Source organism: Methylomonas sp. DH-1, assembly GCF_046097555.1.
Classification (GTDB): domain Bacteria; phylum Pseudomonadota; class Gammaproteobacteria; order Methylococcales; family Methylomonadaceae; genus Methylomonas; species Methylomonas koyamae.
The window spans coordinates 2,022,050-2,048,428 of sequence record NZ_CP143089.1; the positions used below are offsets into that span (position 1 = coordinate 2,022,050).

At 55.3% G+C, this 26,379-nt stretch carries 24 protein-coding genes and 2 tRNA genes; 20 read left to right on the top strand and 6 right to left on the bottom strand.

From position 1 onward, the window contains the following. Positions 1-13: 13 nt before the first annotated feature. The 4 genes from VXJ35_RS09540 (at position 14) to VXJ35_RS09555 (ending at position 5,445) form a co-directional block, all read left to right on the top strand. Positions 14-1,249 (top strand): ABC transporter substrate-binding protein, encoded by a 1,236-nt coding sequence (locus VXJ35_RS09540; protein WP_231914878.1) that lies wholly within the window; start codon positions 14-16, stop codon positions 1,247-1,249. Positions 1,250-1,292: 43 nt separating this feature from the next. After that, the gene (gene uvrB / locus VXJ35_RS09545) at positions 1,293-3,389 is read left to right on the top strand and encodes an excinuclease ABC subunit UvrB (RefSeq protein WP_231914879.1); all 2,097 of its coding nucleotides are present in this window, start codon (positions 1,293-1,295) and stop codon (positions 3,387-3,389) included. A 160-nt stretch (positions 3,390-3,549) separates the two neighbouring features. After that, complete coding sequence (locus VXJ35_RS09550) at positions 3,550-5,190, top strand: bifunctional diguanylate cyclase/phosphodiesterase (protein ID WP_231914880.1); 1,641 nt, start codon at positions 3,550-3,552, stop codon at positions 5,188-5,190. 36 nt (positions 5,191-5,226) lie between these two features. After that, positions 5,227-5,445 carry a TraR/DksA C4-type zinc finger protein gene (locus tag VXJ35_RS09555; RefSeq protein WP_064021358.1) on the top strand — a complete coding sequence of 73 codons (219 nt, stop codon included), beginning with the start codon at positions 5,227-5,229 and terminating at the stop codon, positions 5,443-5,445. 135 nt (positions 5,446-5,580) lie between these two features. On the opposite strand, the gene glyA is transcribed toward VXJ35_RS09555, so the two are convergent. Genes glyA through VXJ35_RS09570 form a run of 3 tightly spaced genes read right to left on the bottom strand, consistent with a single transcriptional unit; the run spans position 5,581 to position 9,091 of the window. Beyond that, positions 5,581-6,840, bottom strand: a complete 1,260-nt coding sequence (glyA, locus tag VXJ35_RS09560; RefSeq protein ID WP_064021359.1) for a serine hydroxymethyltransferase — start codon at positions 6,838-6,840, stop codon at positions 5,581-5,583. Positions 6,841-6,864: 24 nt separating this feature from the next. Beyond that, positions 6,865-8,220: a glycerate kinase gene (locus tag VXJ35_RS09565; protein ID WP_064021360.1), complete on the bottom strand. Its 1,356-nt coding sequence runs from the start codon at positions 8,218-8,220 to the stop codon at positions 6,865-6,867. A 13-nt stretch (positions 8,221-8,233) separates the two neighbouring features. Continuing rightward, positions 8,234-9,091 (bottom strand): NADP-dependent methylenetetrahydromethanopterin/methylenetetrahydrofolate dehydrogenase, encoded by an 858-nt coding sequence (locus VXJ35_RS09570; RefSeq protein WP_064021361.1) that lies wholly within the window; start codon positions 9,089-9,091, stop codon positions 8,234-8,236. 210 nt (positions 9,092-9,301) lie between these two features. Here VXJ35_RS09570 and VXJ35_RS09575 point away from each other — a divergent pair, with 210 nt between their 5' ends. Then, on the top strand, positions 9,302-10,279 hold the full coding sequence (locus VXJ35_RS09575) for a malate dehydrogenase (RefSeq protein WP_054761619.1): 978 nt from the start codon (positions 9,302-9,304) through the stop codon (positions 10,277-10,279). A 56-nt stretch (positions 10,280-10,335) separates the two neighbouring features. Here VXJ35_RS09575 and VXJ35_RS09580 read toward each other — a convergent pair whose 3' ends face one another. Both VXJ35_RS09580 and ald read right to left on the bottom strand, forming a co-directional pair. Continuing rightward, positions 10,336-11,097 carry a symmetrical bis(5'-nucleosyl)-tetraphosphatase gene (locus VXJ35_RS09580; RefSeq protein WP_064021362.1) on the bottom strand — a complete coding sequence of 254 codons (762 nt, stop codon included), beginning with the start codon at positions 11,095-11,097 and terminating at the stop codon, positions 10,336-10,338. Beyond that, positions 11,097-12,212 carry an alanine dehydrogenase gene (gene ald / locus VXJ35_RS09585; protein ID WP_064021363.1) on the bottom strand — a complete coding sequence of 372 codons (1,116 nt, stop codon included), beginning with the start codon at positions 12,210-12,212 and terminating at the stop codon, positions 11,097-11,099. The genes VXJ35_RS09580 and ald overlap by 1 nt, the downstream gene beginning before the upstream one ends. 256 nt (positions 12,213-12,468) lie before the next feature. Here ald and VXJ35_RS09590 point away from each other — a divergent pair, with 256 nt between their 5' ends. Further along, the gene (locus VXJ35_RS09590) at positions 12,469-14,127 is read left to right on the top strand and encodes an ATP-binding protein (RefSeq protein WP_064021364.1); all 1,659 of its coding nucleotides are present in this window, start codon (positions 12,469-12,471) and stop codon (positions 14,125-14,127) included. Between the two features lie 170 nt (positions 14,128-14,297). Here the strand turns inward: VXJ35_RS09590 and VXJ35_RS09595 are convergent, their stop codons facing one another. Then, on the bottom strand, positions 14,298-14,528 hold the full coding sequence (locus VXJ35_RS09595) for a hypothetical protein (RefSeq protein WP_064021365.1): 231 nt from the start codon (positions 14,526-14,528) through the stop codon (positions 14,298-14,300). A 445-nt stretch (positions 14,529-14,973) separates the two neighbouring features. Between VXJ35_RS09595 and VXJ35_RS09600 the strand changes: the two genes are divergently transcribed. From VXJ35_RS09600 to VXJ35_RS09665, 14 genes are all read left to right on the top strand, one after another. Beyond that, positions 14,974-15,939: a PQQ-dependent catabolism-associated beta-propeller protein gene (locus tag VXJ35_RS09600; RefSeq protein ID WP_054761650.1), complete on the top strand. Its 966-nt coding sequence runs from the start codon at positions 14,974-14,976 to the stop codon at positions 15,937-15,939. Then, the gene (locus VXJ35_RS09605; protein WP_064021366.1) at positions 15,936-16,679 is read left to right on the top strand and encodes an ABC transporter ATP-binding protein; all 744 of its coding nucleotides are present in this window, start codon (positions 15,936-15,938) and stop codon (positions 16,677-16,679) included. Before VXJ35_RS09600 ends, VXJ35_RS09605 begins: the two co-directional genes overlap by 4 nt. Continuing rightward, positions 16,676-17,485, top strand: coding sequence for an ABC transporter permease (locus tag VXJ35_RS09610; protein WP_054761627.1), 810 nt, complete (start codon positions 16,676-16,678; stop codon positions 17,483-17,485). The genes VXJ35_RS09605 and VXJ35_RS09610 overlap by 4 nt, the downstream gene beginning before the upstream one ends. A 254-nt stretch (positions 17,486-17,739) precedes the next feature. Next, positions 17,740-18,675 (top strand): hypothetical protein, encoded by a 936-nt coding sequence (locus VXJ35_RS09615; RefSeq protein ID WP_157198132.1) that lies wholly within the window; start codon positions 17,740-17,742, stop codon positions 18,673-18,675. 87 nt (positions 18,676-18,762) lie between these two features. Beyond that, positions 18,763-18,839, top strand: a tRNA-Val gene (locus VXJ35_RS09620). 48 nt (positions 18,840-18,887) lie between these two features. Next, positions 18,888-20,795 (top strand): threonine--tRNA ligase, encoded by a 1,908-nt coding sequence (gene thrS, locus VXJ35_RS09625; RefSeq protein ID WP_064021368.1) that lies wholly within the window; start codon positions 18,888-18,890, stop codon positions 20,793-20,795. A 21-nt stretch (positions 20,796-20,816) separates the two neighbouring features. After that, positions 20,817-21,341 (top strand): translation initiation factor IF-3, encoded by a 525-nt coding sequence (gene infC / locus VXJ35_RS09630; protein WP_082880865.1) that lies wholly within the window; start codon positions 20,817-20,819, stop codon positions 21,339-21,341. Between the two features lie 137 nt (positions 21,342-21,478). Further along, on the top strand, positions 21,479-21,676 hold the full coding sequence (rpmI, locus tag VXJ35_RS09635) for a 50S ribosomal protein L35 (RefSeq protein ID WP_054761633.1): 198 nt from the start codon (positions 21,479-21,481) through the stop codon (positions 21,674-21,676). Positions 21,677-21,709: 33 nt separating this feature from the next. Further along, positions 21,710-22,072, top strand: coding sequence for a 50S ribosomal protein L20 (rplT, locus tag VXJ35_RS09640; protein WP_064021370.1), 363 nt, complete (start codon positions 21,710-21,712; stop codon positions 22,070-22,072). Between the two features lie 133 nt (positions 22,073-22,205). Further along, positions 22,206-23,225, top strand: a complete 1,020-nt coding sequence (pheS, locus tag VXJ35_RS09645) for a phenylalanine--tRNA ligase subunit alpha (RefSeq protein ID WP_064021371.1) — start codon at positions 22,206-22,208, stop codon at positions 23,223-23,225. Between the two features lie 15 nt (positions 23,226-23,240). Continuing rightward, the gene (gene pheT / locus VXJ35_RS09650) at positions 23,241-25,616 is read left to right on the top strand and encodes a phenylalanine--tRNA ligase subunit beta (RefSeq protein ID WP_064021372.1); all 2,376 of its coding nucleotides are present in this window, start codon (positions 23,241-23,243) and stop codon (positions 25,614-25,616) included. Beyond that, positions 25,616-25,915 carry an integration host factor subunit alpha gene (gene ihfA / locus VXJ35_RS09655; protein ID WP_064023451.1) on the top strand — a complete coding sequence of 100 codons (300 nt, stop codon included), beginning with the start codon at positions 25,616-25,618 and terminating at the stop codon, positions 25,913-25,915. The genes pheT and ihfA overlap by 1 nt, the downstream gene beginning before the upstream one ends. Continuing rightward, positions 25,899-26,252: a MerR family transcriptional regulator gene (locus VXJ35_RS09660; RefSeq protein WP_054761637.1), complete on the top strand. Its 354-nt coding sequence runs from the start codon at positions 25,899-25,901 to the stop codon at positions 26,250-26,252. Before ihfA ends, VXJ35_RS09660 begins: the two co-directional genes overlap by 17 nt. A 50-nt stretch (positions 26,253-26,302) precedes the next feature. Further along, positions 26,303-26,379: transfer RNA gene (locus VXJ35_RS09665), tRNA-Pro, on the top strand.

Below are 26,379 nucleotides of genomic sequence, written 5' to 3' on the forward strand. Positions count from 1 at the left end.
ACTGCCGCACAACATGAAAAAACTTGAACGCTTCGCCGCCGCTATGCTGCTGTTACCCTTGTATTTCAGCGCGCCGGTCCAGGCCGCAGCCAAAGCCAAGCCGGCTGCCGCTGCCGCCAAAGCCCAACCGAAACCGGCCGGAGCCCCGGCCAAGCCGGCACCGAAACAGCTCGTCAAAATCGTATATTTCGCCCAGGAACAGGTCGCGCCGGCGGCACTGTCCAACCTGGATCCGTTCATTCCGAACCAAGGCCAGGTCGGAGCCGAACTAGCGATCAGCGACAACAATACCACCGGCCAATTCACCGGCCAGCAGTACGAACTGAAAAAAATCCTGGTGCCGGTGGGCGGCGATGCGTTAGCGCTGTTCGACAGCGTCGATGCCGATCTGGTGTTGCTCAATGTCGGCGCCGACCAACTCAATAAGCTGGCCGACCTGCCGGCCGCAAAAAACAAACTGCTGTTCGACGTGGCGAATAGCGGCGACGAATTGCGTAATGCCGACTGCCGCCGCAATGTGCTGCACATACTGCCGAGCCGGGCCATGCGCGCCGATGCCTTGGCCCAATATATGTTGAAAAAGCGTTGGCAGAACTGGTTTTTGGTGGTGGGCCCGGCCGCGGAAGACAAACTCTATGCCGCCGCGATCAAACGCGCGGCCAAGCGTTTCGGCACCAAACTGGTTGCCGAGAAAGAATGGAACCAGGATTACGACGCCCGCCGCACGGCTCAGGCCGACGTGCCGGTGTTCACCCAGGTCGACGATTACGATGTGCTGGTGGTCGCCGACGAACAGGGCCTGTTCGGCGAATATCTGGATTATCGCACCTGGAAACCGCGGCCGGTGATCGGTACCCAGGGCTTGACCGCGACGGCCTGGCACCGCACCCACGAGCAATGGGGGGCGGTACAATTGCAAAACCGTTTCAAGCAGGCGGCCGGCCGCTGGATGGACGAACAGGATTATGCCGCTTATCTGGCGGTCAGAGCCATCGGCGAAGCCAGCATCCGCACCAAATCCAATCAAATGCCGGTATTGAAGGACTACCTGCTGTCCGATGCTTTTGCGTTGCAGGGGTATAAGGGCATGCCGCTGTCGTTCCGCAAATGGGACGGTCAGTTGCGGCAACCGGTATTGCTGGCCGCGCCGCGTTCGCTGGTGGCGGTGGCGCCGATCGAGGGTTTTTTGCACCCGAAAACCGAACTCGATACGCTGGGCTTCGACCAACCGGAAACGGGCTGCAAATGATCATGGTTTCGACAAATCGGATCAATTCGGCGAGGCGGTCGGCATGAGCGACAAAAGGCGGATGGAGATCAGCCAGTCGGCGATATCCGGCGTACTGGCAGTGGAAGAACCGCCTGTTAAAGGCAAAGGCTTACAGCAAAAGCCGTTCAAAATTCAAAGCCGTTACCAACCGGCCGGCGACCAGCCTGCAGCGATTCGGCAACTGGTTGAGGGCATCAACGATGGCGAAGTGCACCAAACCCTGCTTGGCGTGACCGGTTCCGGCAAGACTTTTACCATCGCCAACGTGATACAGCAGACGCAGCGACCGGCGATGATCATGGCCCCGAACAAGACCCTGGCTGCCCAGCTCTACGGCGAGATGAAGGAGTTTTTTCCGGAGAACAGCGTCGAGTACTTTGTTTCCTATTACGACTACTACCAACCGGAAGCCTATATTCCGGCTTCCGATACCTTCATCGACAAGGATGCGTCGCTGAACGAACATATCGAGCAGATGCGTTTGTCGGCCACCAAGGCCTTGTTGGAACGGCGCGATACCATCGTCGTCGCCACCGTATCGGCGATTTACGGCTTGGGCGAGCCGGAATCGTATTTCCAGATGGTGCTGCATTTGGTGCGCGGCGACATGATCAAGCAACGCGACATTCTGCGCCGGCTGGCGGAAATGCAATATACCCGCAACGATATCGAGCTGCGCCGCGCCACTTACCGAGTGCGCGGCGATGTGATCGACGTGTTTCCGGCCGAATCGGAAGAGCAGGCTTTGCGTATCGAACTGTTCGACGACGAGATCGAACGCCTGTCGATGTTCGATCCGTTGACCGGCGAAGTGACCCAGCGTCTGGCCCGGTTTACGCTGTATCCGAAGAGCCACTATGTCACCCCGCGTGACCAGTTGCTCAGCGCGGTCGAAAAAATCAAGTTGGAGCTGGTGGAGCGGCTGGCGCAGTTACGCGAAGACCATAAACTGGTCGAAGCCCAACGCCTGGAACAGCGTACGCTGTTCGATATCGAAATGATCATGGAAGTCGGCTACTGCTCCGGCATCGAAAATTACTCGCGGCATTTGTCGAATCGGACCGAAGGCGAGTCTCCGCCGACCATGTTCGATTATCTACCGAAAGACGCTTTGGTCATCATCGACGAAAGCCACGTCACGGTGCCGCAGATCGGGGCGATGTACAAAGGCGACCGTTCGCGCAAGGAGACTCTGGTCGAATATGGGTTCCGATTGCCCTCGGCGCTGGACAACCGGCCGCTGCGTTTCGAAGAGTTCGAGCGCATTTGCGGGCAGCGGATTTACGTGTCGGCCACGCCGGGCGGTTACGAGAAGGAACACTCCGGCGCCGTGGTGGAGCAAGTGGTGCGTCCGACCGGTTTGGTCGATCCGATAGTGGACGTGCGGCCGGCCACCAGCCAAGTCGACGATTTGCTGTCGGAGATCAACAAGCGGATTGCGGTGCAGGAACGGGTGTTGGTGACGACACTGACCAAACGCATGTCGGAGGATTTGACCGATTACCTGATGGAGCACGGCATCAAGGTCAGGTACCTGCATTCGGATATCGAGACGGTGGAGCGGGTGGAAATTATCCGCGATTTGCGGCTGGGCGTGTTCGACGTGCTGGTCGGCATCAATCTGTTGCGCGAGGGGCTGGATATTCCGGAAGTCTCGCTGGTGGCGATTCTGGATGCCGACAAGGAAGGTTTTTTGCGTTCGTTGACCTCGTTGATCCAAACCATAGGTCGCGCCGCGCGTAATGCCAACGGTAAAGTGATTTTATATGGTGACAAAATCACCCGCTCGATGCAATTGGCCATCGACGAAACCGAGCGTCGCCGGGCGAAGCAGATCGAGTTCAATACACAGCATAATATTCAGCCGCGCACCGTATTCAAATCGGTCACCGACATTCTGGAACTGGCCATACCGGGTTCCGGCGGTTCGATCAGCGCCGCCCGCGCCAAGGTGGCGGAACCGGCCGGCAACTACAAAGCGTTGACGCCGAAGCAGGCGGCCAAGGCGCTGAAGCAACTGGAAGAGAAGATGTACCAGCACGCCAAGAATCTGGAATTCGAGGATGCTGCCCGCATCCGCGACCAAATCAAACTGCTGCAGGCGGAAATGTCGGTCTGACTCAGCCGCGGAGTATGCGGACAAATTAGCGCTATCGTCTAAACTTCGTATTGAGTTGAAACAACGCATTTGCGCTCGGCTAAAACCGCCGGAATTTGCCCGGCAACGGGGTGGCCGCTGCTATCGCCGCACCGGCAACCGCTAGGAATCGTTAGAATTGATGCCCAATAATATGATTGCCGCCAAACACTTGCTCGCCGACAACGTCAGGTTACTGAAAAGCGAGGTTTCCAAAACAACCTACCAAGGGGTGGCAATCGCCGTTATAGCCATTATTTGCGCATTGCTGGCGTTGAGTTTTTATTACACCGGCGAGATCTCGCTGTCGGGCATTATCCGCGCCCAATCCGAGAATTACGGCCTATGGATTTTGGAAGCCCTGCCGTTCCTGTTCGGCATCTGGGGCCAATATTCCAGTTCGGTGATTGCCTATCAGGCCGGCGCGATGATTTTCGACCAGACTCAGGAGCTGCGCAACCGCGCCGAAACGCTGGAGAAGCAGGTCAGCTACTCTTCCACCCACGATGCGGTGACCGACTTACCGAACCGGATACTATTTCACGACCGGGTCGAACAAGCGATACACGCCGCCAACAACCAGGGCAAAATGCTGTCGGTGTTGTTGGTCGAGGTCGCCAATTTCAAGGAAGTCTACGATACCCTCGGCCGTAACAGCAGCGATATGATTCTGCGGCAGATAGCCACCCGCCTGCAAAGCGTGGTGATGGGCAGCGACAGCGTGGCCCGGATCGACAGCAATATTTTCAGCCTGCTGCTGCCGGCTACCGAAAGCGAAGACGCGCCGCTGAATCTGGCCAAGAATATTCAGGCGGCATTGGACCCGGCGTTCAAAGTCGAGCGTTTGAATCTGGCGATCCATACCAATATCGGCATCGTCAATTTTCCCGAGCACGGCGACGACGTCGATACGCTGGTGCAGAAAGCCGGGGTGGCCTTGTTCATGGCCGCCAAATCGCACGAGGGTTACACCATTTACGCGCCGTCATACGACGACCATAGCCCGCGCCGGCTGACGCTGATGAGCGAGCTGCGCCAGGCCATCGAAAAAGAACAACTGATGATTTATTACCAGCCCAAGGTATCGGTCAAGACCGGTAAAATCTACGGCGTCGAAGGGCTGGTACGCTGGGCCCATCCCAAACACGGCTTCATTGCGCCGGACGAGTTTATTCCGATGGCGGAACGCACCCGCGTCATCAAGCATCTGACCCTATGGATGCTGAAAAGGGCATTCCGGGATTGCGCCGAGTGGCGCCGGCAAGGTTTGGAGTTGGTGGTATCGGTCAATTTGTCGACCAAGGATTTGCACGATCCGGATTTGCCGGACGTGATGGCCGGCGTTGCTGCGGCGGCCAACATCAAGCCGTCCTGGATGATGCTGGAGATCACCGAAAGCTCGATCATGAACGATCCGGAGCGGGCCATGGAAACCATCCAGCGCCTGCACGAGATGGGTTACAAATTATCGATAGACGATTTCGGTACCGGCTATTCCTCGCTGGCCTACTTGAAAAAGATGCCGCTCAGCGAACTGAAGATCGACAAATCCTTTGTTTACGACCTGTTGCAAAGCGACAACGACGCCGTGATCGTCAAAGCCACGATCAACCTGGCGCACAATCTCGGGCTGCAGGTAACGGCCGAAGGCGTGGAAACCCAGGAAGTGCTGGAGCGCCTGGCCAATTACCGCTGCGATATCGCCCAGGGCTATTGGTTCAGCAAGCCCAAACCGTTCAATGATTTCAACGCGTGGTTGCAGCTCAGCAGCCATAACCACTAACGCCACACCTAAAATTCGTCAGGGAGAAAACCGACAATGTCTACAGCCTGGGCCGGCGGTGCCGACGCGATAGCGGAACGCATGGAAAAAATGACCGAATTGTTCGTTGCCGAAACCCGTAAAGCTATTTATACCGGCGAATCCGCCAGCCATTGCGAGGAATGCGGCGAGCCGATTCCGGAAGCGCGCCGCGCCGCTATTCCCTGCAAATATTGTTTGCCCTGCCAAACCAGTCTGGAACGGGCCGGCAAATAATCCGCCGGCGCTTGCGGTCTACGGACGCTTTACCGCCGGCGCTACTGGAATTGAGTAGCCGAGGCGCTGCAAACTCCGGCCGCTACGGGTATGCGTCGCGACAACGGCATACCCTCGATCATTCAAATCAAAAAATCATTCCGCCGCATACACCGGGAAGCGGGCGCACAACAAATGCACTTGCTCTCGAACCGCATCGATCACGCTTTCGTCTTCGATGTTATCCATTACATCGCACATCAAATGCGCGACTTGGCGGACCTCGTCTTCTTTGAAGCCGCGCGAGGTCGGGGCCGGGGTGCCGACGCGGATGCCGCTGGTGACGAACGGCGATTGCGGGTCGTTCGGTACCGCGTTTTTGTTAACGGTGATGTGGGCCCGGCCCAATGCGGCGTCGGCGGCTTTGCCGGTGATGCCTTTCGGTATCAATGAAACCAGCATCAAATGGTTATCGGTGCCGCCGGACACCACGTCGTAGCCGCGTTTAATGAACACTTCGGCCATGGCCTGAGCGTTTTTAATGACTTGTTGTTGATAGGTTTTAAACTCCGGCGTCATGGCTTCTTTAAACGCCACCGCTTTGGCGGCGATGACGTGCATCAGCGGTCCGCCTTGGATGCCGGGGAAGATGTTGGAGTTGATCTTTTTTTCCAGTTCCGGGTTGTGCTTGGCCAAAATCAAGCCGCCGCGCGGGCCGCGCAGGGATTTGTGGGTGGTACTGGTGACGACATCGGCGATCGGCACCGGGTTCGGGTATAAACCGGCCGCGACCAAGCCGGCGACGTGGGCCATATCGACGACGAAATAAGCGCCGACTTTATCGGCGATGTCGCGGAAGCGTTGCCAATCCCAGATACGGGAATAGGCCGAGAAGCCGGCGATAATCAACTTGGGTTTGTGTTCCAAAGCCAGCGCTTCGACTTGTTCGTAATCGATTTCGCCGGTGTCTTTGTTCAAACCGTACTGTATCGCGTTATAGATTTTGCCGGAGAAGTTGGGTTTGGCGCCGTGGGTTAAATGGCCGCCGTCGGCCAGGCTCAAGCCCAGAATGGTGTCGCCCGGTTGAATCAACGACATGAACACCGCCATATTGGCTTGCGAACCGGAGTGGGCTTGCACGTTGGCGTAATCGGCGCCGAACAGTTCCTTGGCACGGTCGATGGCCAATTGCTCGACGATATCGACGTATTCGCAGCCGCCGTAATAACGTTTCTCCGGATAGCCTTCGGCGTATTTGTTGGTCAGCAACGTGCCTTGGGCTTCCATCACGCGCGGGCTGGCGTAGTTTTCCGAAGCGATCAGTTCGATATGGTCTTCCTGGCGTTGGCGTTCTTGCTCGATGGCGCGGAATAATTCGTCGTCAAAACCGGCGATGGTCATGGACTGCTTAAACATTGTGGTCTCCTGGTAGGGTTCGGGTTATGCGTTGGGATGCAGCAGCAGAACTTGCAAGTCGGCGACGTTGGTGCCGGTCGCGCCGCATTTCAATAAATCGTTGGCGGCGTCCAGCGCCGGATAAGCGTTATTATCGTTCAGCATCGCGGCCGGGTCGATAGCCGCGGCACGGATGCGGGCAAGGCTGCCGTTATCGACGATGGCGCCGGCCGCGTCGGTGGGGCCGTCGCGGCCGTCGCTGCCGGCACTGAGAAAGGTCCAGCGGCAATCTAAGCCGTACGCCTCGGCCGCAATCGCGAAAGCCAACGCCATTTCCTGATTGCGGCCGCCTTTGCCGGTGCCGCGCAGTGTGACGGTGGTTTCGCCGCCGGCGACCAAGGCGAGCGGGCGGTCCAGGCCGGCACAGACCGCTTGCGCGTGAAGGCATAGGCGTTCGGCAACCATTCGCGCTTCGCCGCTGAGTTGTTTACTGAACAGGTCGGTGGCATAGCCTGAGGATTTGGCGGCGGCGACGGCAGCATCCACGCTCAGAGCATTACTGCCGATTAAGTGGTGGCCGGCGGTTTCGAATACGGGATCGCCGGTTTTAGGCGTTTCGGCATGCAGGCCGCGGTTGCCTTCCAATAAGTGGTTTTTCACATTATCCGGAATCTCCGGCCAGATCCGGTAAGCCTGCAAAATGTCGATGGCTTGCGCGAAAGTCGTGTCGTCCGGCACGCAGGGGCCGCTGGCAATCGCACTCAAATCGTCATCCAATACGTCGGATAACACCAGCGCATGCAGCTCGGCGACTGCGGCCAAACGCGCCAGTCCACCGCCTTTTAAGCGCGATAGATGTTTGCGGACGCAGTTGATTTGGTTAATGTTGGCGCCCGATGCCAGCAGCAATTGGGTGGTGGCGATTTTATCCGCCAAGCTGACGCCGGCGACCGGGCAGGGCAACAACGCCGAGCCGCCGCCGGAAATCAAGGCCAGGACCAAATCGCCGGCGCGCAGGGTTTTCAAGCGGCCGGCGACGGTTTCGGCAGCGGCTAGGCCGGCCTGGTCCGGTAATGGGTGACCGGCGCCGAATACCTGGACATTGTCGACCGCGACGGCGTTTTCGTAGTTGGTGACGGCGATGCCGGCAGCAGCCAGCCAGGTTTGCGGAATAATTTGAACGGCCGCCTGGGCCATCGCGCAAGCGGCTTTACCGAAACTGAGCAGATGGATTCGCCGCCAATTGCCGCTGCGGATGTTGCCGTCGCAGCCGATGGCTAGCTGGTCGTCCGCTGTGTGCAGGTAATTTCCGACGCAGGCTGCAGGATCGGCTGCCGCCACGCCGGCTTGGAAAATGGCTAGCGCAGTTGCCCGCGTAGCGGATTCGGCAGCGAAAGTCACGGCCGGCAAAGAGCTATGCCATTTCCTTGGCCAGCGCGAAAATGATTTCGGCGTCGAATACCTGCTTGTTATCTTCGAACAGTTTGGCGATACAGGCCCGGTGCAAGGCCAGTTTCAACGCGCCGAAGCCGATCGCGCCCCAGACGATTTTGCCGTGCCGCTCTTGGCCTTTGTCCATCACGTTGGTACCGCCGATACCAACCGGCGGCGTGGCGTTGGCGTCGGCCAGCAATTGTAAGTGCGGATTGTTTTGCCAATGTTCCGGCTTTAACAGTTCCACGCCGGCGGCACCGGTTGCCAGCACGACGTTGGCGTCTGCGATTGCTGCGGCGCGGCTATCGTAATCGCCGGCTTCCACCGGCGTAATGTCGACGTCGAAGCGTTGCTTCATCGCAAAGCAGGCTTTTTCGGCGTTGAAAATATGGCGCGAGGTAATGCTGACTTCGGCGCCTTCCAAGGCCATCATCGCTGCGGCGCGCTGGCCGACCGGACCGGTACCGGCCAAAACCACGGCTTTTTTGCCGGCCAACGGGGCACTGCCGGCCAGTTTGGCGACGGCGGCCGCAGCGGTGGTGTTGCTGCCGTTGCTATCCAACATCACCGAGACTTGAAAGCCGGGAAAGAAATGTTTTTGTACCGCGGCCAATAGTTTTTGGCCGGCAGCCATATTGCTGCCGCCGATAAATATCGCCGTGTTTTTTTTGTCTTTCGGCGCGCGGGTAAAGATGGTGCCGTCGACCAAGGCGCCTACATTGTCCGGAGTCAGATTGCCGTGGCCGATCACGTGGTCCGCGCCGCCGTCATAGGCAACGACGGTATCGAATACGGAAGGGTGGGCATCGGTGTCGAATTGGAAGAGCAACTTTTTCATTTACCTACCTGGTAGAAGACGCTGAAGGCCGCGACGCTGGCGTTTGGGAGCCGGCATTATACCGAAGTTTGTTTTGCCCGCTGCACAATCGGAGCCGGCCGGACAAAGCGGGAATTAGAGATTGTTTGAGCAAAAACTTTATGTCATATTGGAACGGCTAACCGCGCCGCCAGGGCCCGGATCAGTCCAATTTCAGAATGAGGAACCTAGATGAAAACCCCCGTTGATATCGCTGTAACCGGAGCAGCTGGCCAGATAAGCTATTCCTTACTGTTTCATTTGGCGGCGGGTGAGTTGTTGGGCCTGGACCAGCCTATCGTGTTGCGCTTATTGGAAATTCCGCCGGCGATGAAACAATTGCAAGGCGTAGTTATGGAATTGAACGACTGCGCGTTTCCTTTGTTGAACAAGGTCGTTATCACCGACGATCCGAAAGTGGCGTTCGATAACGTCGATTACGCGTTTTTGGTCGGTGCCAAACCGCGCGGCCCCGGCATGCTGCGTAGCGATTTGCTGTTGGATAACGCGCAGATTTTCATCAATCAGGGCAAGGCTTTGAATGAGGTCGCCAGCCGCAACGTCAAAGTTCTGGTTACCGGCAATCCTGCCAATACCAACGCGCTGATTGCGATCCACAACGCACCCGATTTGGCGCCCGAATGTTTTGCGGCGATGACGATGCTGGACCACAAACGGGCGATCAGCCAAGTCGCGGAAAAGTGCGGGGTACTGAGTCGGGATATCAAAAATATTACGGTGTGGGGCAACCATTCCTGCACCCAATACCCGGATTTGCACCATGCTAAAGTCAAAGGCATGGATGCCTTGTCTCTGATCGAGCACGATTGGTTCGTCAACGATTTCATCCCGACCGTGCAATACCGGGGTACCGAAATCATCAAAGTGCGCGGCCAATCCAGTGCGGCTTCGGCGGCGCATGCCGCAATCGAACACATGCGGCTTTGGGCGGAAGGGACCGATCCGGGCGATTGGGTCAGTATGGCCGTGGCTTCGGACGGCAGTTACGGCATCGAAGAGGGGCTGGTTTATTCGTTCCCGGTGCAGGTAATAGACGGCCAGATTCGGATCGTCAAGGGATTGGATCTGAACGAGTTCAGCCTGGAGCGCTTGCGCCAAAACGAAGTGGAGTTGAAAGAGGAACGGCAGGCGATCAAGCACCTGCTGTAAATTCACGTATGCCCGGTCTTTTTCGCTTTAAGCCGATCGGGCAATAATTGGTTTGCTTATCGATCCGCCAGACGAACCGCGATTTGGGCGCAGACGGCGGGCAGTGGGTAGACGCCGGAACAATCCTGATCTTGGAAGCCGGCGTCGTCGGCAAAAACGATGCGCAGTCGGCCGGCTTGGCGGTCGGGTAGCCGGTACCACGGCATCAGTTCGGGGTTTTGCTCCGCTACCGGGCCGCTGGCGTTGAAGTCGAGTTTGCCGGCGGCGTTACAATATTTCATTCGGGTGCAGGCGTTGGCAATGAAATTCAGCCGTTTCCAGCCGCGCAGTTTGGCATGCCAACGCGACTGGTCCTGGCGATGGTTTTCCAGAAACGCCTGATATTGGCTTTGCGACAGGACCGATTCGACCTCGTAGGTAAAGGTGATAGCTTGGCTGAAACTCCATTCCGCCGGAATTCCGGCATGCACTAGCGTGTAATTCAATTTGGCGTCGTGGTGGATCAAGCCGCGTTGGCGCAGCCATTTCAATAGCTCGTCTCGGTCCGGCGCCGCCAGGACCGGCTCGAATCCGGCAATCGGTTCGCAGAATCCGGCTGCGGCGGACAATAGTTGCAGATCGCGATCGCCCAATACCGAGGCGGCGCTTTTGCCCAAGCTTTTTACGAAGCGCAGAACTTCTAGCGTTTGCTCGCCGTCGCCGGCTAGATTGCCGGCCAACCAGACCCGGTCGCTCGCCGGGTCGAAGCCAATTTGGTCAAGCAGCGTGCGTAAGGCCTGGAAGTTGCCGCCGATACTGCCGATCGCATAGACCGCCATTAGCCTATGAAGCGCTCGGCCGGGACATGATCCATCGCGAAGGCTGCGGCAATGCCGGCGTAGGCGACTTGGCCGTCGACTACGTTGAGGCCTTGCAACAGCGCCGGATTGTCGCGTAACGCCTGTTTCCAGCCTTTATTGGCCAACTGTAAGACATAAGGCAGCGTCGCATTGGTCAAGGCCAGCGTAGAGGTCCGCGGCACGCCGCCCGGCATATTGGCAACGGCGTAATGAACGACGCCGTCTACCAAATAAATCGGGTCGGCGTGCGTGGTCGGCCGGGTGGTTTCGACGCAGCCGCCTTGGTCGACGGCAACATCGACGATCACCGCGCCGGGTTGCATCAGTTTCAAATCGTCCTTGCGAATCAGTTTCGGCGTGGCGGCACCGGTGACCAGTACGCCGCCGATCACTAAATCCGCCTCGGCGAGTTGTTCCAGGATTGCGTGGCGGCTGGAAAACAGCAATTGCACGTTGGCCGGCAGGATGTCGCCCAAGTGGCGCAGGCGCTCCAGCGACAAATCCATCACTGTGACTTGGGCGCCCAGGCCGGCGGCCATTTTGGCGGCCTGGGTACCGACCACTCCGCCGCCCAGAACCAATACTTTGGCCGGCAATACGCCCGGTACGCCGCCCAACAGCATGCCGCGGCCGCCGTAGAGTTTTTCCAGATAATGCGCGCCTTCCTGCACGGCCAGCCGGCCTGCTACCTCCGACATCGGCGTCAGCAACGGCAATTCGCCGTTGGCAAGTTGAACCGTCTCGTAGGCGATGCAAGTCGCGCCCGAGGTAAGGTGGGCCTCGGTCAATTCCCGGTCGGCGGCGAAATGAAAGTAGGTGAATACGGTTTGCCCAGCGCGCAACAGCGGCCACTCGGGCTTTATCGGTTCCTTGACCTTGACGATCATATCCGCTTCGGCCCAGACCGCTTCGGCGCTATCGGCCAAACCGGCGCCTGCGGCGAGGTATTGTTCGTCGCTGAAACCCGCGCCCACTCCGGCGCCGCTCTGCAAGGTCACGCTGTGTCCGGCGGCTACCAGCGCGGAAACGCCGGACGGCACCAGCGATACCCGGTTTTCGTTGGGTTTGATTTCCTTAGGAATGCCGACTTTCATGTTCACCTCATGTGTTATGTTGACCAAGCTGATTTGGATAATAGCAATAAATGGACCGCGGCGAAGTGGCCGAGTTTCAGGCGCTTACGTCGGGTTCGCGCCTCGGCCAGGTTCGGATTGTCGGTTTTTTGTGTCGTTTTGGCGCAAATCCGTCGCCCGGGTTGGGGCTGCTTGGGTCTTAGCCCCGCGTGCGTATGGCCGAAAGGATTGAGAAATCGTCTAAGCTTAAGCGGTTAGCTTTAGTCCAGGGGAACTCATGAACCAAACCCAAAATATTCTGATCGGCCACTTGACCGAAGTGCGCGGCGACGGCATGGACGCGCGCATCGTCGAAGAGCATTCCACCGCGGCGCCGATCATTCGCTTGGGCGACGAGGAAATTCTGGCCGGCCATATCGGCTCTTACGTGGTGATCCGGCAGTCGCACATCGGGGTGTTGGCGCTGGTCTTCAAAATGTGGGAATGCGATCGCTTCGATAGCGCCGGCAATCGCGCCACGGACCGTTTTATCGCCTTGATTCCGGTCGGCGAATTGAACGAGAACAATGTTTTCATCCGCGGCGTGCGCCATTACCCGACGCCGGGAGCGGCTGTCTATGCAGTGGGCTTGGGCGAGATCAACGCGATTTTTTCCAAGTTTCGCGATTACCAATTTTTCATCGGTCAGTTGGCCAGCCATAAGGATTACCACCTGAGCCTGGATCCACGGGCCTTGTTCGGTAGGCATTTTGCGATTGTCGGCCAATCCGGCTCCGGTAAATCCTGGACCGTCACCAGCTTGATCCAGCACACCATGAAAGCCATGCCGAAAACCCACATGGTCATGCTCGATCTGCACGGCGAATATTGCTGGAAACGGCCCGACGGCAGTATCGAGTCGGCGTTTCCGGCCGAGCAGGTCAACTATGTCGATGCGTTGGACATGGAAATGCCGTACTGGATGATGAGCTATGCCGAATTGGTCGATTTGTTCATCGACCGCGACGACAGCGGCGCCTCGATGCAGATGGCCTTCATGCGCGAAATTCTGCAGCAACTGAAGCGTAAGGAAGCCAAGGCGATAGGCTTGGCATCGGTGACGATAGATACGCCGATTTATTTTTCGCTGGCGGAAATGTACATGCAATTTAAGGCCGCCAACGAAGAACGGAAAGACTTCGGTAAAACCAAAGGCGCGTTATTCGGCCAGTTCGACGAGTTTTTGGTCAGGATGCAGAGCCGATTTAACGACGTGCGCTACGATTTTTTGTTGAAACCCAAAAAACGGACCACGTCGGACAGCATGGCGGGTTTGTTGCGCCAATTCGTCGGTTTGGGCGACAAGAAAGCCAATATCACGGTGGTCGACCTCAGCTCGGTGCCGACCGACGTGCGGCCGGCAGTGTCGGCCCAGGTCGGCCGCTTGGCCTACGAATTCAATTACTGGAATCCGCGCCGGCGCGAATTCCCGATCACGTTGATCTGCGAGGAAGCGCACGCCTATATCCCGCGCGAAAAAGGCGGCCAATTCGACGGCACCAAGAAAATGATGGAACGGATTGCCAAAGAGGGCCGAAAATACGGCGTATCGATCGGCGTGGTCAGCCAACGGCCGACCGAGCTGTCCGAAACGATGTTAGCGCAGTGCAGTTCGTTTATTTGTTTACGGACCACCAATCCGGACGACCAGCAATATATCCGGGGTTTGGTACCGGAAGCGGAGGGCGATCTGGCCGACATCTTGAGTTCGTTAGGCCGGGGAGAAGCGCTGGTATTGGGCGAAGCGGCGCCGCTACCGACCAGGGTGCAGATTTACCGGCCCAGCCCGGAGCCGAAAAGTAACGATGTCGACTATTACACCAGTTGGCGCGAAGGCCCAGACGATCTGGATGTGGAAGGTATCGTTGAGAATTGGCGGACTCAGAATCGGCATTGATTCCGACGGTGGCTGCGGTTCGGCGCCCTTGACCAAAGGGGATAGCTCTTTTTAAAAGCGACTGCGGTCTTTGCGAGGTGAGGGAGGATTGCTGCCGAAGCTTTTCGACGCGGGGTGGATTTAGAGTATGACCCAAGCAGCCCGGTCGCCGGGCTGCGTTCGCCGGTGGCTCAGCCCGGGAGCGTTTCCGGATTTAACACCACGTCGCAGGAATCAAAGAACCGTTCCAGCCTATCCAATTCGCCGTTGGCCAATTCGATAGCCGCAGCGAAGGTATCCGAATTTTCCGTTTGCCGGGCAATATCCAGCATCAGATCGCACATGGTCTGGGTTTTAATCAGCGAGTCGTGCTTTTTTTCGATATTTTCGAGTTGTTCGTCCGTTATCAAATAAATTTTCATGTCTGAATCCCCGCTGTCCGTGTTTGGTTCCATTTTATCTCGTGCCGATCGCTATGCACAGATCGAATTTGCAAACAAATCTATCTGGCGGATTTTTTGAATTACATAACACTCGGCGGAATCAGGCTTATCTTCGCCGTGCGCCGTTGGTACGGCTATTGTTCTTAGGTGCAGCCGTAAATTATGTGTCGAGCCGATGTTCGCGATTGATGTCGGTTCGATCGAGTCGGGCTGGCTTTTTCGGGTGTAAATGCTGTGGCGCCGAAGCCAAGCTCGGTGCTTTGCCGGAACTGAAACGGAAAAATTCCGTTTTTGCAAAGGGATGAAATCCCGGTTGGCTTCGGGTTACACTTGCCCGCCGCCGCGATTCGGGTGCGACGGTTTGGCCTGCTTTAGCAAAGCGGGGACGATTCGAGTCAAGTTTGGTTATTCAAGGATAAGTATGATGCATCGGATAAAACTGGTCGGAATGGCTGCAGCGTTGTGTTTCGCTGGTGCGGTACACGCGGAAACCGTTTTCGTGACTTTGGAGAAAGATAACGCGATTGCCGTGGTCGATCCGGCGGCCGGCAAGTTGGTCAAGACTGTCAAGGTCGGCCAACGGCCGCGCGGTATTGCCATCAGCCACGATGCCAAGACGCTGTTCGTCGCTACCAGCGACGACGATACCATTCGCATGCTGGACAGTACGACCTTGAAGGAAATCGGCAAATTGCCGTCCGGCGAAGATCCGGAGACCTTTGCGTTAAGTCCGGACGACAAGTTGATGTACGTTTCCAACGAAGACGACGCCGAAGTGACGGTGATCGACATCGCCGCCAAGAAGGCAGTCGGCAAAGTCAAGGTTGGCGTCGAGCCGGAAGGCATTGCGGTCAGTCCCAACAACCAATGGTGCATCAGTGCGTCGGAAACCACCAACATGCTGCACTGGATAGATACCGCCGATCGGCAAATCAAAGACAACACGCTGGTCGACGCCAGGCCGCGGGCTGTGGCTTTTACCGACGACAGCCAGCAACTGTGGGCGACTTCGGAAATGGCCGGCACCCTGACCATCATCGATACCGCCACCAAGCAAATTTTGCAGAATCTGAAACTGGAAGTGCCCGGCCTAAGCTCCGATCTGGTGCAGCCGGTCGGTATCGCTATCGACAAACAGCGCCGCTACGGCTACGTGGCGATGGGGCCGGCCAACCGGGTCGCGGTGATCGACGCCCAAAATTATAAATTGGAGAAGTATCTGCTGGTCGGCCAGCGTGTATGGAATCTGGCCTTCTCGCCTGACCAGAAGCGTTTGTACACCACCAACGGCGTCAGCAACGATATTTCTATCGTCGATCTGGAAAACCATAAAGTGACCAAATCGATCGCGGTCGGCCGTTACCCCTGGGGCGTTGCGGTAAAACCATGACAGCGGCACTGCACATCGAAGGCCTCAGCTTCGCCTACGGCGCCAAGAAAGCGCTGGACAACGTCGCATTTGAAGTTGCAGCGGGCGAATGCACGATTTTGTTGGGGCCGAACGGCGCCGGCAAGAGTACCTTGTTTGCGCTGATCACGCGGCTTTACGACGCCAGAGAAGGGCGCATCGCGCTGTGCGGTTTCGACGTCAAGAAACAAAGCCTGCAAGCGCTGGCCAAATTGGGGGTAGTGTTTCAGCAGACCACGCTGGATCCGGATTTGTCGGTAACTCAAAATCTGCGCTACCACGCCGCCTTGCACGGTATCGGTAAGAAGGAAGCCGACCGGCGGATTCAGGAAGAATTGGAAAGACTGAACATGTTCGAGCGCCGCGCCGAAAAAGTCCGGCAACTCAACGGCGGCCATAAACGCCGGGTCGAGATTGCCCGCGCCTTGTTGCACAAACCCAGCCTGCTGTTGCTGGACGAGCCGACCGTCGGCCTGGATGTACCCAGCCGGCAGGCCATCGTCAAGCACGTCCACGACTTGGTCAAGCAACAGCAGTTGGCGGTGTTGTGGGCCACGCATTTGATCGACGAGATCGCTGCCGACGACAGCCTGGTGGTGTTGCATAAAGGCCAGGTCAAGGCCAACGGTAAGTTGGCCGAAATCCTGCGAAGCACCGGTTGGTCCGATCCCGGCCAAGTATTTCAAAAACTTACCCAATCCGACAAAGGAGGGCCGGCATGAGAATGTTGCATTATTGGCGGGCGTTGGTCGGCATCGTCGGCCGGGAGTTATTGCGTTTCCTGCACCAACGCGAGCGCTTCGTCTCGGCGCTGGTGCGCCCCTTGGTGTGGCTGTTCGTATTCGCCGCCGGCTTCCGCGCCGCGTTGGGCATTGCGATCAGCCCGCCCTACGAAACCTATATACTGTACGAGGTCTACATCACCCCCGGTCTGTTGGGGATGATTTTGCTGTTCAACGGCATGCAAAGTTCGTTGTCTATGGTCTACGACCGGGAAATGGGCAGCATGCGTATGCTGATGGTCTGTCCGCTGCCGCGCTGGTTTTTATTGTGCAGCAAATTGATCGCCGGCACCGCGGTCGGGGTATTGCAATCCTATGCCTTCCTCGGCATTGCCTGGTTATACGACATACAAGCGCCGCTGCCGGGCTATCTATGGATTTTGCCGGCGCTGGTGCTGGGTGGCATGATGTTGGGCGCGCTGGGATTGTTGTTATCGTCGTTCATCAAGCAACTGGAAAACTTTGCCGGGGTGATGAACTTCGTGATTTTTCCGCTGTTTTTCATGTCCACGGCGTTGTATCCGTTGTGGAAGATCAAGGAATCCAGCCCCTTACTGGCGACTTTGGCCGAGTACAACCCGTTCTCGCAAGCAGTCGAGCTGATCCGCTTCGCACTGTACGAACAGTTCAACCAACCTGCGCTGATCTTCACGGCGGCCGGGTTTTTGTTGTTCATCGCTGCGGCGATCCTGGGCTATAACCCGTCGAAGGGCATGATGGTGCGCAAAGGCGGTGGCGGGGATTGATGCTTTCAGTCGCGCCGCCGCAAACGCCAGTAGCTGTATTAGCCGTTATTTCGCCGAAGCATTTCAATAATTCCGCGCTCGCGGTCAAGATTTTTGGGGTTGTTTTTTACGTTTGTTTGCTAAAGTTCACAGAATTTCTGCCGCTAACTGTGCTGTTAGGTTAGTCTCGGTTCGTTCCTGCGGCGGCGCATCTTGTGCCGTTACCGGGCGGCCGTATGGCTTCCTGTTTGTTTGGTTTTGGCGGGAGGGCGTTTATGGCCGGCATTAATTCAATCTCGATGTCGTTGTATGTTTCGCAGACGACTATCAATATTTTCAGCACGAGCGGTGCGGACAAATCCGACGCGGTGAATTCTGAAACGGCATCGGAAACCGAACGCTTTAATGGCCACCGCCAGCGCGGCGCAGGTTTTTTCGCGCAGAGCGTCGTGCATGCGCTGGAGGGTCTTGGCTTGGCTGTTCCACGAAATAACAGCGGCAGCGGCGACAAAGATACATCGAATAACTCGTTTGACCAGTCCGATAGCAAAGCGACCGATTTGGGCAGGTTGTTGGCGACATTCCTACAGGATTTGCATCAAATTCTGGCTCGAGCCGGCATCGGGCAGGCAGCGGTAGATTCTGTTTCCTCTGCCGGAAACAATGCAGACGATGCCGGCCACGCCGCACTTACGCCTGTTGCCGCTAAGGCAGCCGGTTCAACTGTGGCCAACCCGGTTGCTGACTCGGGCCAGGTGCAGGTCAATTCGACAGCAACTGCCAATTCGCCGGCGGCGGTTGTAGCGGATAGCTCGGCTTCTCGGGCAGTTGTCGCCGACTTTGGAGAGGCATTGCATAGTTTTTTGCATGAATTGCGCCGGGCATTGTTGCAAAGCTCGGATCGTGTGAATAACGAAGGTCGTCGTAGCGGCCACGAGCATTGGGGTAGAGCGGCGGGTTGGCACGGCTACCGAAATTTGTCAGCTAATTTGGATAACTTAATCGCGGATTTAACCAGTGAGGGTCAGGCCAATTTTGGCGTATACAAGTCTTTAACGGAGGACTTCAATCGCCTGGTTGGCCTTATGGGTGTTAGCAACGGCAGTACCAAACCGTCGTTATTGATGTTCCTGAGCAAGTTGAAAGGCGAAATGACAAGTCAGAATCCCGTGTCTGCCGGCGCCGGTTCGATTGTTTCGGCTTCGGTATGATGGCTCGTTGGTTTGAGCGGATTGTCAGAAAAAGCTTGCGCGAAAATTTAACGTCGTTATAATTACCGAATCGAACGACAAGACTTCAGGCGCGTAGCTCAGTTGGTTAGAGCACCACCTTGACATGGTGGGGGTCGGTGGTTCGAATCCACTCGCGCCTACCAAAATACTAAGCACCGCATGACGGTGCTTTTTTTATTGTGGAATCTAAAATGCCAGTAATAACTTTGCCTGATGGCTCTCAGCGTCAATTCGACCGCGCAGTTTCTGTGATGGATGTGGCTCTGTCTATCGGTACCGGTCTGGCTAAGGCGACATTGGCCGGCAAGGTCAACGGTAAGCTGGTCGATGCCAGTTATTTGATTCAGGAAGATGCAAGTCTGCAAATTGTTACTGCCAAGGATGCCGACGGCGTAGATGTTATTCGCCATTCCACAGCGCATTTGTTGGCGCAGGCCGTTAAGCAATTGTTTCCGAGTGCGCAAGTCACTATCGGTCCAGTCGTGGAAAACGGCTTTTATTACGACTTTTCCTACGAGCGTTCGTTTACGCCCGACGATCTGGTGGCTATCGAAAAGAAGATGCAGGAGTTGTCGGCGGCCGATATTCCGGTGGAAAGGTCTTTGATGGCTCGCGATGAGGCGGTGCAATTCTTTAGCGCTCTCGGCGAAAAATATAAGGCCGAGATTATTGCCTCGATTCCGGCAAACGAGGAGCTGTCGCTCTACCGGCAGGGCGACTTTACCGACCTGTGTCGGGGTCCTCACGTGCCGAGTACCGGCAAATTAAAGGCGTTTAAGTTAATGAAGATCGCTGGAGCTTATTGGCGGGGTGATTCGAAAAACGAAATGCTGCAACGGATTTACGGCACAGCGTGGGGCGACGGCAAAGAATTAGCTGCTTACCTGCACCGTCTGGAAGAGGCGGAAAAACGCGACCATCGCAAGATCGGTAAGGCTTTGGATTTGTTTCATACCCAGGAAGAGGCGCCAGGAATGGTGTTCTGGCACGACAAGGGCTGGACCATTTATAAAGAAGTGGAACAGTACATTCGTGACAAATTACGGGTGAATGGCTACGGCGAAGTCAGAACGCCGCAAATTGTCGACCGCACTTTGTGGGAGAAATCCGGGCATTGGGATAAGTTCAGCGCAATGATGTTCACTACGCATTCCGAGAATCGGGATTATGCGGTGAAACCGATGAACTGCCCCTGCCATATTCAGATTTATAACCAAGGCATCAAGAGTTACCGCGATTTGCCGGTGCGTTTGGCCGAGTTCGGGTCTTGCCACCGCAACGAACCTTCCGGTACTTTGCACGGTTTGATGCGGGTGCGCAACTTTGTGCAAGACGATGCGCATATTTTTTGCACCGAAGACCAGATTCAATCCGAGGTTTCGACTTTTATCGATTTATTGTTCGAGGTCTATAAAGATTTCGGTTTCGATGAGGTGCTGATTAAGTTGTCGACTCGTCCGGAAAATCGGGTTGGCGACGACGATGTTTGGGACAAGGCAGAGAATGCTTTGGAATTAGCCTTGAATAATAAGGGGCTGGATTGGCAGTTGCAGCCGGGCGAAGGCGCGTTTTACGGCCCTAAAATCGAGTTTTCGTTGAAGGATTGCATCGGCCGGGTTTGGCAGTGTGGTACCATTCAGGTGGATTTTTCGATGCCGGCCCGTTTGGAGGCCAGTTACATCGGCGAAGACAGTGCACGCCATACTCCGGTGATGTTGCACCGCGCTATTCTCGGTTCGCTGGAACGCTTTATCGGCATCTTGATCGAGCAATATGCCGGAAACTTCCCGTTGTGGTTAAGCCCGGTGCAGGCTGTGGTCATGAATATCACCGACCGCCATGCCGAGTATGCCGAGCAGGTACGCCGAGAACTGGAAAAACAAGGTCTTAGAGCCAAAATTGACTTGAGAAACGAGAAGATAGGCTTTAAAATCCGCGAGCATTCCATGCAGCGTGTGCCGTATTTATTGATTATCGGCGACAAGGAATTAGAAACTCGGTCTGCCAGTGTGCGTACCCAGCAGGGCGAGGATTTGGGAAGTCTGTCAATTGGCGAACTTGGCGAACGTTTGAGAAAGCAGATTGCGGATCGAAAATAATAACAATTTGGAGGATAGGGTATCAGCTCTAAAAAAGATGCAACGCGCTTAAATACCGAGATTACCGCCAGACGGGTCAGGGTAATTGGCGCTGAAGGTGAACAGGTCGGCGTTATATCAATCAACGAAGCCTTGCAGCTTGCTTATGATGTGAATCTGGATCTGGTCGAAATTTCGCCCAATGCCGATCCTCCGGTTTGCAAAATCATGGATTTTGGCAAGTACCAATTCGAGCAAAATAAGAAGCTCCAGGCGGCCAAAAAGAAGCAAAAGCAAATCCAGATCAAAGAAATCAAATTTAGGCCCGGTACCGAGGAAGGCGATTACCAGGTCAAACTGCGAAGCTTGATCAAATTCCTCAACGAAGGCGACAAAACCAAAATAACCGTACGGTTCAAAGGGCGGGAGTTAACTCACCGCGAACTGGGCATGGATCTGTTGAAGCGTATCGAAACCGATTTGGAAGAATTGGCCGCGGTCGAACAGTTTCCCAAGCTGGAAGGCCGGCAAATGGTCATGGTGATGGGGCCGAAAAAGAAAAAATAATTTGCCGTTTTAAGCGGTACGGCGTTGCCGGATTGCAGCGCCAGTCGGGTTTTACCCGAAAAAATTCGATTGGGCCAAGCATTTTGCCTGATTGGGTTTTTACTCAGGGACTTTACTTTTAACATTGGAGAAAACAAATGCCAAAACTGAAAAGCCATAGCGGCGCTGGTAAACGCTTCAAGAAAACCGGAACTGGCGGTTTTAAATGCAAACAATCTCATAAGCGCCACATCTTGACCAAAAAAACCACGAAGCGGAAAAGACAGCTGCGTAAAACAGCCATCCTGCATCCGTCAGATACGCCATTGGTAGCGCGCATGCTGCCATACAGTTGATAGACTAAATTACATTGCAGAGAGAATTGAAAAATGGCTAGAGTAAAACGCGGTGTTACCGCCAGAGCAAGACATAAAAAGATTTTAAAGCTGGCTAAAGGTTACTACGGTGCCCGCAGCCGGGTTTATCGCGTCGCCAAGCAAGCGGTTATTAAAGCCGGCCAATACGCCTATCGCGACCGCAAACAGAAAAAACGCCAATTCCGCGCCTTGTGGATCGTGCGGATCAACGCAGCGTCCCGCCAGTTCGGCATATCGTACAGCCGTCTGATTAACGGTCTGACCAAAGCCAATGTAGCTATCGACCGCAAAGTGCTGGCCGACTTGGCCGTGAGAGATATCCAAGCATTCAGCGAGATTGCAAAAGTGGCAATTGCCAACCAAAGCAAGCCATAGGCTGTTTTTCATCTCGATATCGTCGATGTCGAGATGGCGCATACTCCCCGCCCCAATGGGGAGTTCCGCCGGCAACAGGCGGTATCCATCGCTTGGAAATCCCCATCAATTACAGACAAAAGTGAGCTGAGTCGTGTCGGCTAGTATCGAAGATATTGTAAAGCAGGCATTGGATGAGCTTGCGCAGGCAAAAGACCTAGGCCAATTGGATCAGGTTCGGGTCAATTACCTGGGTAAAAAAGGCCTGTTCACCCAGCAAATGAAAGAGTTGGGTAGCATGGATCCGGGACAGCGCCGTAGCGCCGGCCAAGTGATCAACGATGCCAAAAATACGTTCCAAGATGCGCTTGAAGCACGTAAGCTCGCCTTGGAAGGTGAGGAGCTGGCTGCACGCTTGGCGAGCGAGTCTATCGATGTGACTCTGCCTGGCCGCGGACAAGCTATCGCCGGTCTGCATCCGGTGACTACGACCTTACGCAGGATTAGTAAAATTTTTGCCAGCGTCGGTTTCAATGTAGTCGAAGGCCCCGAAATCGAAGACGATTATCACAACTTCGGCGCTCTGAATATTCCTGAGCATCATCCGGCCCGTGCGATGCACGACACGTTTTACTTCGATGCGCATACTGTACTGAGAACCCACACCTCGCCGGTACAAATTCGAGTCATGGAATCGGAGAAGCCCCCGCTAAAAGTGATTGCGCCCGGCCGAGTCTATCGCTGCGATTCGGATCTGACGCATACGCCGATGTTTCATCAGGTAGAGGGTTTTTTAGTCGATACCGACGTCAGCTTTGCCGATCTGAAAGGGGTAGTGTTCGAATTCCTACGCGCCTTCTTCGAAAAGGACATCCAAGTCCGCTTTCGCCCGTCATACTTTCCATTCACCGAGCCATCGGCCGAAGTCGATATCGAATGCGTGATGTGCGATGGTAAAGGCTGTCGGGTATGCAGCCAAACCGGTTGGCTGGAAGTGATGGGCTGCGGCATGATTCATCCCGAAGTCTTCAAATCGGTAGGCATCGACCATCAAACTTATTCGGGTTTTGCTTTCGGTATGGGAGTCGAGCGTCTGGCGATGCTGCGTTACGGTATCAACGACTTGCGCATGTTTTTCGAAAACGATTTGAAATTTTTACAACAGTTTAGGTAACGGTGGATTGGAATCATGCAAGTTAGTGAAGCTTGGTTAAGGGAACTGGTCAATCCGCCTATCGACACTGCCGAATTGGTTGCGCAATTGACCATGGCCGGCCTCGAAGTCGATGCGGTCACGCCAGTCGCCGCTAATTTTACTGGCGTAGTGGTCGGTGAAGTACTGGAGACCGTGCAGCATCCGAACGCCGATAAACTCAGGGTCTGCCAAGTCAATGTCGGCCAAGAGCAGCCGCTGCAAATCGTTTGCGGCGCCAGTAACGTTCGGCCCGGCTTAAAGGTGCCGGCGGCATTGATCGGCGCCGTATTGCCGGGCGATTTCAAGATTAAAGAATCCAAACTACGCGGCGAGTTGTCGTTTGGCATGCTCTGTTCCGAAAAGGAATTAGGGTTGGCCGCCAGCTCGGAAGGTTTGATGGAATTGCCGGCAGATGCGCCGGTAGGGCGAGATATCCGTGATTATTTGTTGTTGAACGACAATGTGATCGAATTGGGACTGACGCCGAATCGTGCCGATTGTTTGAGTGTGGTTGGGGTCGCCAGGGAAGTGGCGGTGCTGAATGGCGTTCAGTTAAACGTATTCGATTGTGCCAATATTAAGCCGCAGCATGCACAGACCTTGGAGGTGCATGTTCAGGCTCCGGAAGCCTGTCCGGTTTACTTGGGGAGGTTGATCAAAGGCATCAATCCCGCTGCGCAGACGCCGCTGTGGATGCAAGAGCGCCTGCGACGCAGCGGTATCCGCAGTCTCAGCCCAGTAGTAGACGTCACTAACTACGTTCTGGTTGAGCTGGGGCAGCCGTTACATGCTTTCGATGCTGATAAGTTATCGGCGCCGGTTGTGGTCCGTCGCAGTCGGGCCGGCGAGCCTTTGGCATTGTTAAACGACCAGTCGATAGAACTCGATGGCGAGGCCTTGGTTATTGCCGATCAGCGGGAAGCGTTGGCGTTGGCTGGCGTGATGGGCGGAAAAGACAGTGCGGTATATGGCGAAACCCGCGACATTTTTCTGGAGTGCGCTTTTTTCAATCCAATTAGTATTGCCGGTAAGGCACGGCAGTTTGGATTGCATACCGATTCCTCGCACCGCTTCGAACGCGGCGTCGATTTCAATTTGCAACGTCGAGCCATCGAGCGGGCCACGCAATTGATTTTGGCAATTGCGGGGGGAAGCCCAGGACCGGTGACCGAAGTTATTAGTAGCGAAGCTTTACCGAACCGTTCGGCGGTTAAGTTACGTAGTGCGCGAATCGAAAAAGTTCTGGGTATCCAATACAGCGATGCTCAAGTCCATGATTTGTTCGGCGGCTTGGGCATGCAGATAGCTCGTTGCGAAGGTGGTTGGGACGTTACTCCGCCCAGCTTTCGTTTCGACATTGCAATCGAGGAAGATCTGCTCGAAGAAATTGGCCGGGTATACGGCTATAACAACTTGCCCAGCAGTAGTTTGTTGATGCGTTCCGAATTAGGTCAGGCGCCGGAATCTGTTTTGGCGTTAGAGCGATTGCAGGATTGCCTGGTCGATCGCGGTTATCAAGAGGCTATTACCTATAGTTTCGTCGATGAAGCGATGCAAAATGCGATGGCGCCGGGCGACGAGTTTATTAAGATCCAGAATCCGATTTCTTCCGAATTGGCCGTAATGCGTACCACTTTGTGGTGCGGGTTGGTGAATGCCGCACTTTACAATATCAATAGGCAGCAGAGTAGGGTGCGCCTGTTCGAGACCGGTCTGCGGTTTTTCTATGAAGAGGGTCGGATTCAACAACACAAAGTACTTGCCGGGCTAGCGCTTGGTCAAATTCATCCTGAACAATGGGGGGAGAAATCGAGGAAGGTCGATTTTTTCGATGTGAAAGCAGATGTCGAGGCCTTGCTGGGATTGTCGGCGAGCAAGATGCGGTTCGAAGCGACCCAACATCCGGCATTGCATCCCGGACAATCCGCTCGAATACTGACTACATGCGGCGAAGCGATTGGATTGCTGGGTATGTTGCATCCGACGTTGCAGAAACAATTGGGCTTCGATAATCCTGTATTTTTGTTCGAGTTGAGTCAGGAAGCCATTCTGCAGCGCAACGTGCCTAAATTCAGTCCTTTGTCCAAATTTCCGTCGGTACGTCGGGACATGGCATTGTTGGTGGCAGAAGAAGTATCTGCCGACGCAATTCTCGCATGCATCGCTGAATCTGATGAGCAAGCCATTCGCGATGTCTCGGTTTTCGATATCTATCGCGGGCAGGGCGTAGCGGAAGGCAGCAAAAGCGTGGCGTTGAGTTTGGTCTTACAAGATTTTTCGCAAACTCTTACCGACGCTGAAATTGATGCTATATTTCGCAGAGTGTTAGAGACTTTGACGGCTAAACTAAATGCAAAATTGAGGGAGTGATTGTGGCATTAACCAAAGCAGATATTGCAGAAAAGTTGTTTGAAGATCTCGGCTTAAACAAACGAGAGGCCAAAGAAATCGTCGAATTGTTTTTCGACGAGATCAAAAGAAGTCTGGAAAGCGGCGAGCAAGTCAAAATTTCGGGTTTTGGCAAATTCGAGTTACGGGATAAAAACGGCCGCCCCGGCCGCAATCCAAAGACCGGCGAGGAAATTCCGATTACGCCGCGTCGGGTTGTCACATTCAGAACAGGGCAAAAATTGAAAGCTCGAGTGGAAGCTTATGCTGGAACCCAGTAATAACAATGAATTACCGGTTATTCCGGCCAAACGCTATTTCACGATTGGCGAAGTCAGCGACTTGTGCGGTGTTAAGCCACATGTTCTGCGCTATTGGGAACAGGAATTTACCGAGCTGAGCCCGGTCAAGCGGCGGGGAAACCGGCGGTATTATCAGCGCCACGACGTCTTGTTGATTAGACAAATTCGCGCTTTACTCTACGAACAAGGGTATACCATCGGCGGAGCTAGAGCGCATCTAGCCAGCGGCAGCGCTAAAGAAGACAGCTTACGCACCAAGCAATTAATCCATCAAATGATAGGCGAACTAGAGGATATTTTAGAACTATTGAAGTAGTTTGCCTTCGAAGCGTGGTAAAATCCAAAACATAAGTTGTTATCCTAAATCGGGGCGTAGCGCAGCCTGGTAGCGCACTTGTCTGGGGGGCAAGTGGTCGTGGGTTCGAATCCCGCCGTCCCGACCA

Excerpts from the sequence above, each read along its gene's own strand:
- VXJ35_RS09540 (WP_231914878.1), top strand. The coding sequence starts at position 14 with ATGAAAAAACTTGAACGCTTCGCCGCCGCTATGCTGCTGTTACCCTTG.
- uvrB (WP_231914879.1), top strand. The coding sequence starts at position 1,293 with ATGAGCGACAAAAGGCGGATGGAGATCAGCCAGTCGGCGATATCCGGC.
- VXJ35_RS09550 (WP_231914880.1), top strand. The coding sequence starts at position 3,550 with ATGCCCAATAATATGATTGCCGCCAAACACTTGCTCGCCGACAACGTC.
- VXJ35_RS09555 (WP_064021358.1), top strand. The coding sequence starts at position 5,227 with ATGTCTACAGCCTGGGCCGGCGGTGCCGACGCGATAGCGGAACGCATG.
- glyA (WP_064021359.1), bottom strand. The coding sequence starts at position 6,840 with ATGTTTAAGCAGTCCATGACCATCGCCGGTTTTGACGACGAATTATTC.
- VXJ35_RS09570 (WP_064021361.1), bottom strand. The coding sequence starts at position 9,091 with ATGAAAAAGTTGCTCTTCCAATTCGACACCGATGCCCACCCTTCCGTA.
- VXJ35_RS09575 (WP_054761619.1), top strand. The coding sequence starts at position 9,302 with ATGAAAACCCCCGTTGATATCGCTGTAACCGGAGCAGCTGGCCAGATA.
- VXJ35_RS09580 (WP_064021362.1), bottom strand. The coding sequence starts at position 11,097 with ATGGCGGTCTATGCGATCGGCAGTATCGGCGGCAACTTCCAGGCCTTA.
- ald (WP_064021363.1), bottom strand. The coding sequence starts at position 12,212 with ATGAAAGTCGGCATTCCTAAGGAAATCAAACCCAACGAAAACCGGGTA.
- VXJ35_RS09590 (WP_064021364.1), top strand. The coding sequence starts at position 12,469 with ATGAACCAAACCCAAAATATTCTGATCGGCCACTTGACCGAAGTGCGC.
- VXJ35_RS09595 (WP_064021365.1), bottom strand. The coding sequence starts at position 14,528 with ATGAAAATTTATTTGATAACGGACGAACAACTCGAAAATATCGAAAAA.
- VXJ35_RS09600 (WP_054761650.1), top strand. The coding sequence starts at position 14,974 with ATGCATCGGATAAAACTGGTCGGAATGGCTGCAGCGTTGTGTTTCGCT.
- VXJ35_RS09605 (WP_064021366.1), top strand. The coding sequence starts at position 15,936 with ATGACAGCGGCACTGCACATCGAAGGCCTCAGCTTCGCCTACGGCGCC.
- VXJ35_RS09610 (WP_054761627.1), top strand. The coding sequence starts at position 16,676 with ATGAGAATGTTGCATTATTGGCGGGCGTTGGTCGGCATCGTCGGCCGG.
- VXJ35_RS09615 (WP_157198132.1), top strand. The coding sequence starts at position 17,740 with ATGGCCGGCATTAATTCAATCTCGATGTCGTTGTATGTTTCGCAGACG.
- thrS (WP_064021368.1), top strand. The coding sequence starts at position 18,888 with ATGCCAGTAATAACTTTGCCTGATGGCTCTCAGCGTCAATTCGACCGC.
- rpmI (WP_054761633.1), top strand. The coding sequence starts at position 21,479 with ATGCCAAAACTGAAAAGCCATAGCGGCGCTGGTAAACGCTTCAAGAAA.
- rplT (WP_064021370.1), top strand. The coding sequence starts at position 21,710 with ATGGCTAGAGTAAAACGCGGTGTTACCGCCAGAGCAAGACATAAAAAG.
- pheT (WP_064021372.1), top strand. The coding sequence starts at position 23,241 with ATGCAAGTTAGTGAAGCTTGGTTAAGGGAACTGGTCAATCCGCCTATC.
- VXJ35_RS09660 (WP_054761637.1), top strand. The coding sequence starts at position 25,899 with ATGCTGGAACCCAGTAATAACAATGAATTACCGGTTATTCCGGCCAAA.